This window comes from Mesorhizobium sp. M5C.F.Ca.IN.020.32.2.1 (assembly GCF_004023105.1).
GTDB classification, from domain to species: Bacteria; Pseudomonadota; Alphaproteobacteria; order Rhizobiales; family Rhizobiaceae; genus Mesorhizobium; species Mesorhizobium wenxiniae.
Map to the genome: position 1 here is coordinate 1 of NZ_RZSX01000362.1, position 6,021 is coordinate 6,021.

Genomic DNA, 6,021 nt, shown 5'->3' on the forward strand with positions numbered 1-6,021 from the left:
CACCGAGGCCAGCACGCCGATGATCGCCAGCGCGTAGAGGTTGGCGTTGATGGCGGCGAGGAACACGTACCACTTCCCCCAGAAGCCGGCGAGCGGCGGGATGCCGGCCAGCGAGAACATCAGGATGGTGAGGATCGTCGCCATGATCGGATTGGTCGACGACAGGCCGGCGAGATCGCTGATCTGTTCGACATTGCCATCCTTGCGCCGCATGGCGAGGATGAAGGCGAAGGTGCCGAGCGTCATAACCAGATAGATCAGCATGTAGATGGCGACGCCGCGCACGCCGGCTTGGCTGTTGGCGGCGAGACCGACCAGCGAGTAGCCCATATGGCCGATCGAGGAATAGGCCATCAGCCGCTTGATGTTGGTCTGGCCGATGGCCGCGAAGGCGCCGAGCGCCATCGAAGCGATCGAGATGAAGACGATGATCTGCTGCCAGTCGGCGGCGATCGGCTTGAACGCGCCCATTGTGACGCGCACGATCAGCGCCATTGCCGCCATCTTCGGCGCCGCCGCGAGGAAGGCCGTCACCGGCGTCGGCGCGCCCTCATAGACGTCGGGCGTCCACATGTGGAACGGCACCGCCGATATCTTGAAGGCGAGGCCGGCCAGCACGAAGACCAGGCCAAAGACGAGGCCAAGCTGCCGCTCGCCGCCGCCCAACGCCGTGGCGATCTCCTGGAACCCGGTGTTGCCGGTGTAGCCGTAGACGAGGCTGATGCCGTAAAGCAGCATGCCTGACGACAGCGCGCCGAGGACGAAATATTTCAACCCCGCCTCGGTCGAGCGCAGATTGTCCCGGTTGATCGCCGCCAGCACATAAATCGCCAGCGACTGCAATTCGAGGCCGAGATAAAGCCCGATCATGCCGTTAGCCGAGATCATCAGCATCATGCCGAGCGTGCACAGCAGGATCAGCACCGGATATTCGAACTTGTCGAAATGCTCCGCCTTGGCGAAGCGCATCGACATGACCAGCGTCACCGCCGACCCGATCAGCGCCAGCACCTTCATGAAGCGGGCGAAGGGATCCTGGACAAAGGCCTCGCCATAGGCATTGCCCTGCCCGGTGGAAAAGATCGTCCAGACGCCGGCAATCACCAGGACGGCGACGGCAAGGCCGCTCACCATGGTGGTGGTGTTCGCGCGCGAATAGGCGCCGAGCATCAGCAGCGCCAGGGCGCCGACGGCGAGGATCAGCTCTGGAGTCGAAAGCGACAGGCTGGAGAGAAGGTCCGGCGTCATGGTTCGCAAACCTCTTAGTCAGTTCGCCGCCGCGGTTTGCGCGGTGTCGATGGATGCGGTGACATTGGTGACGAGCGCCTTGACCGATTCGGCCGTCGCATCGAAGACCGGCGCCGGGTAGACGCCGAAGAAGATGACCAGCGCCGCCAGCGGATAGATGATCACCTTCTCGCGCGCCGACAGGTCGAGCAGGCCTTTCAGGCTGTCCTTGGTCAGCGCGCCGAAGATCACCCGGCGATAGAGCCAGAGCGCATAGGCCGCCGACAGGATGACGCCGGTGGCGGCGAAGAACGCCACCCAAGTGTTGACCCGGAACACGCCGAGCATGGTCAGGAACTCGCCGACGAAGCCGCTGGTGCCTGGCAGGCCGACATTGGCCATGGTGAAGATCATGAACACGGTGGCGTATTTCGGCATGTTGTTGACCAGCCCGCCATAGGCGTCGATGTCGCGCGTGTGCATGCGGTCATAGATGACGCCGACACAGAGGAACAGCGCGCCGGAGACGAGGCCGTGCGACAGCATCTGGAAGATTGCCCCCTGGACGCCTTCCTGGTTCATCGCGAAGATGCCCATGGTGACGAAGCCCATATGGGCGACCGACGAATAGGCGATCAGCTTCTTCATGTCCTCCTGCATCAGCGCCACCAGCGAGGTGTAGATGATGGCGACGACGGACAGCGCGAAGACCAGCGGCGCGAACATCTCAGAGGCGATCGGAAACATCGGCAGCGAAAAGCGCAGGAAGCCGTATCCGCCCATCTTCAGCAGGATGGCGGCCAGGATCACCGAGCCGGCCGTCGGCGCCTCGACATGGGCGTCCGGCAGCCAGGTGTGCACTGGCCACATCGGCATCTTCACGGCGAAGGAGGCGAAGAAGGCGAGCCATAGCCAGGTCTGCATGTTGGCCGGGAAGTTGTGCGTCAGGAGCGTCGGGATGTCGGTGGTGCCGGACTGGAAGAACATCGCCATGATAGCGAGCAGCATCAGCACAGAGCCGGCCAGCGTATAGAGGAAGAACTTGAACGAGGCGTAGACGCGCCGCTTGCCGCCCCACACGCCGATGATGATGAACATCGGGATCAGGCCGGCTTCGAAGAAGACATAGAACAAAACGATGTCGAGCGCGCAGAACACACCGATCATGAGCGTCTCCAGCAGCAGGAAGGCGATCATGTAGGCCTTGACGCGTTTCTCGATCGATTCCCACGAAGCCAGGATGCAAAGCGGCATCAGGAAGGTGGTCAGGATGACGAACAGCATGGAGATGCCGTCGACGCCCATATGGTAGGAGATGCCGGAATCCAGCCAGGCAAACTTCTCGACGAACTGGAAGCCAGGCTCCGAGTTGTCGAACCCGGTCCAGATGAACAGCGAGATGATGAAGGTGATGCTCGTCGTCCACAACGCGATGGCGCGGATGTTGCGGCGGGCATTCTCGCTGTCGTCATTGATCAGCAGAATGAACAGCACACCAACCAGCGGCAGGAAGGTGACCAGCGAGAGGATCGGCCAGGCGGTCATCAGAGCATCATCCAGGTGACGAGTGCGGCAACGCCGATCAGCATGGCGAAGGCGTAGTGATAGAGGTAGCCGGTCTGCAGCTTGACGACCCGGTTGGTGACATCGACGACGCGCGCCGAAACGCCGTCCGGACCGAGCCCGTCGATGACAGTGCCGTCACCGGTCTTCCACAGAAAGTGGCCGAGGCGTTTTGCCGGCCGCACGAACAGGAGGTCGTAAAGTTCGTCGAAATACCACTTGTTGAGCAGGAAGGCGTAGAGCCCGCGATGCTGCGCCGCCAAATTCTTCGGCATTTCCGGCGCGCGGATGTAGAATTGCCAGGCAATCGCAAAGCCGATCAGCATGGCGACAAACGGCGCCAGCTTCACCCATAACGGCACTTCGTGCATGTCGTGCAGGATGTGGTTTTCCGGGAGCGTAAACAGCGACGCCTTCCAGAACTCGGCATAGCCCTCGCCGATGAACGCGCCATGGAAGATCACGCCGGCGAACAGCGCGCTCGCCGCCAGGATGTACAGCGGCACCAGCATGACCGGCGGCGATTCATGAACATGGTGCATGACCTCGTGGCTCGCCCGCGGCTGGCCGTGGAAGGTCATGAAAATCAGCCGCCAGGAATAGAAGCTGGTGAAGCAGGCGGCGACGACCAGCAGCACGAAGGCAAGGCCGGCAACCGGATTGTGCGCGGCAAAGGCGCTTTCGATGATCGCGTCCTTGGAGAAGAAGCCGGCGGTGCCGATGACCGTCACCGGAATGCCGACGCCGGTCAGCGCCAGCGTGCCGATCACCATCATCCAGTAGGTCTTCGGAATGAGCGTCCTGAGGCCGCCCATCCTGCGCATGTCCTGTTCGTCGGAGACGGCGTGGATCACCGAGCCGGAGCCGAGGAACAACAGCGCCTTGAAGAAAGCATGCGTGAACAGATGGAAGATCGCCACGCCATAGGCGCCGACGCCGAGCGCTACGAACATATAGCCGAGCTGCGAGCAAGTCGAATAGGCGATGACGCGTTTGATGTCGTTCTGGACGAGGCCGACGGTCGCCGCGAAGAAGGCGGTGAAGGCGCCGATGAAGGTGACCACGATCAGCGCCGAATGCGACAGTTCGAACAGCGGCGACAGCCGCGCCAGCATGAACACGCCGGCGGTCACCATGGTGGCGGCATGGATAAGCGCAGAGACCGGCGTCGGGCCTTCCATGGCGTCCGGCAGCCAGGTGTGCAGCGGCACCTGGGCCGACTTGCCCATGGCGCCCATGAACAAAAGCAGGCAGACGACGGTCATCGCGGCCTGCTTGTCGAGCGCATAGCCGAGGAAGGTCAATACTGCAGCGCCCTCGGGGGCGCCTTCGGCCGGAATGAATGTCGCGGCATTAGCGAAAATGGTGCCGAGATTGACCGAGCCGAACAGCACGAACACACCGAAGATGCCGAGCGCAAAGCCGAAATCGCCGACGCGGTTGACGACGAAGGCCTTGATCGCGGCGGCATTGGCCGACGGCTTTTTGTACCAGAAGCCGATCAGCAGGTAGGAGGCGAGACCGACGCCTTCCCAGCCAAAGAACATCTGCACGAGGTTGTCGGCGGTCACCAGCATCAGCATGGCGAAGGTGAACAGCGACAGATAGGCGAAGAAGCGAGGCCGGTTCGGGTCGTGATGCATGTAGCCGATCGAGTAGATGTGGACCAGCGCCGACACCGTGTTGACCACGACCAGCATCACCACCGTCAGCGTATCGATGCGCAGCGCCCATGCGGCCTCTAACCCGCCCGACTGGATCCAGCGCAGCACCGGCACGGTGAACACCTCGCCCTCGCCGAAACCGACGGCGAAGAAGGCGACCCACGAGAGCACGGCTGATATCACCAGGAAGCCGGAGGTGATGTATTCGGACGCCTTGGCGCCGAGCGACGTGCCGAACAGGCCGACGATCAGGAAGCCGAGCAGAGGAAGGAAGACGATGGCCTGATACATGGTGGTTTTCCGTCAACCCTTCATCATGTTCACGTCTTCGACCGCGATCGAACCGCGGTTGCGGAAGAAGACGACGAGAATGGCCAGGCCGATCGCCGCTTCAGCCGCTGCGACCGTCAGCACGAACAGCGCAAACACCTGTCCGACGAGATCGCCGAGTGCTGCCGAGAAGGCGACGAAATTGATGTTGACCGCGAGCAGGATCAGCTCGATCGACATCAGGATGACGATGATGTTCCTGCGGTTGAGAAAAATGCCGAACACGCCGAGCGTGAACAGGATCGCCGATACGGTCAGATAGTGCGCGATGCCGACGATCATCTCAGATTCCCTCGCCCGTCTTGACCTTGCGGATTTCCATTCCCGTTGCCGGCGTGCGGCCAACCTGGGCTGAGATCGACTGCCGCTTGATCCCCGGCTTGTGGCGCAGCGTCAGCACGATAGCGCCGATCATGGCGACCAGCAGCACAAGGCCTGCAATCTGGAAATAGTAGAGGTAGTCCGTGTAGAGGATGTCGCCGAGCGCTGCCGTGTTCGAGCGCGCGGCAAGGTCCGGAATGGGCTTCGAAACCGTCGCAGCCAGTTGCGGCGCGAACGTATAGCCGCCGAGCACCACGATCAGCTCAGCCGCCAGGATCAGCCCGACCAGCGCGCCGATCGGCGCATATTGCAGGGCGCCTTCCTTCATTTCGGCGAAATCGACGTCGAGCATCATGACTACGAACAGGAACAGCACCATGACCGCGCCGACATAGACGACGAGCAGGATCATTGCCAGGAACTCGGCGCCGGTCAGCATGAACAGGCCCGCAGCGTTGAAGAAGGTCAGGATCAGGAACAGCACCGAATGCACGGGATTGCGCGCCGAAATGACCATGAACGCCGACGCCACCGCGACAAAGGCGAAGAGGTAGAAAAAGGCCGCCTCTAGTCCATTTAGCATGGGTTCCCCCGGGGTTCCTGTCGGACCGGCTTCCGCCCTGTCCGTTGTGTGCTTCGTTCCGCCTCCGGTGCCGAAGCCGCGTGTTCCTAGCGCATGTTCCGATCGGGTTGAAAGACCCGATCGAAAGAAACATGCGCCACTCTCTTACTTCGGTGGATGATCTTTGTCCGAAAAGTTTGCAACTTTTCGGGATCATCCTCTGAACGAGGCCTCTCGCCCCGTCCATGCGTCAAATGTCAGCGATACGGCGCATCCAGCGAGATGTTGCGCGCCAGTTCGCGCTCCCAGCGGTCGCCATTGGCCAGCAGCTTGTCCTTGTCGTAATAACTGTCT

Annotated in this window: 5 protein-coding genes and 1 pseudogene; all 6 read right to left on the reverse strand. The window is 61.7% G+C overall.

Features of this window, described 5'->3' with window-relative positions:
- On the reverse strand, window positions 1-1,248 hold a 1,248-nt coding region (gene nuoN / locus EOA86_RS18565), incomplete at its 3' end, for an NADH-quinone oxidoreductase subunit NuoN (protein ID WP_128343001.1).
- 18 nt (window positions 1,249-1,266) lie between these two features.
- Entirely contained in the window at window positions 1,267-2,772 is a 1,506-nt protein-coding gene (locus EOA86_RS18570) for an NADH-quinone oxidoreductase subunit M (RefSeq protein ID WP_127210792.1), read from the reverse strand.
- The gene (gene nuoL / locus EOA86_RS18575; protein WP_128343003.1) at window positions 2,772-4,745 is read right to left on the reverse strand and encodes an NADH-quinone oxidoreductase subunit L; all 1,974 of its coding nucleotides are present in this window, start codon (window positions 4,743-4,745) and stop codon (window positions 2,772-2,774) included. The genes EOA86_RS18570 and nuoL overlap by 1 nt, the downstream gene beginning before the upstream one ends.
- Window positions 4,746-4,757: 12 nt before the next feature.
- Window positions 4,758-5,066, reverse strand: a complete 309-nt coding sequence (nuoK, locus tag EOA86_RS18580; RefSeq protein WP_029352048.1) for an NADH-quinone oxidoreductase subunit NuoK — start codon at window positions 5,064-5,066, stop codon at window positions 4,758-4,760.
- Between the two features lies 1 nt (window position 5,067).
- Window positions 5,068-5,688: an NADH-quinone oxidoreductase subunit J gene (locus EOA86_RS18585; protein ID WP_029352049.1), complete on the reverse strand. Its 621-nt coding sequence runs from the start codon at window positions 5,686-5,688 to the stop codon at window positions 5,068-5,070.
- 236 nt (window positions 5,689-5,924) lie between these two features.
- Window positions 5,925-6,021, reverse strand: a pseudogene (locus EOA86_RS18590) (NADH-quinone oxidoreductase subunit I); the annotation flags it as partial.

Coding starts and splice junctions, on each gene's coding strand:
- EOA86_RS18570 (WP_127210792.1), bottom strand. CDS start 2,772: ATGACCGCCTGGCCGATCCTCTCGCTGGTCACCTTCCTGCCGCTGGTT.
- nuoL (WP_128343003.1), bottom strand. CDS start 4,745: ATGTATCAGGCCATCGTCTTCCTTCCTCTGCTCGGCTTCCTGATCGTC.
- nuoK (WP_029352048.1), bottom strand. CDS start 5,066: ATGATCGTCGGCATCGCGCACTATCTGACCGTATCGGCGATCCTGTTC.
- EOA86_RS18585 (WP_029352049.1), bottom strand. CDS start 5,688: ATGCTAAATGGACTAGAGGCGGCCTTTTTCTACCTCTTCGCCTTTGTC.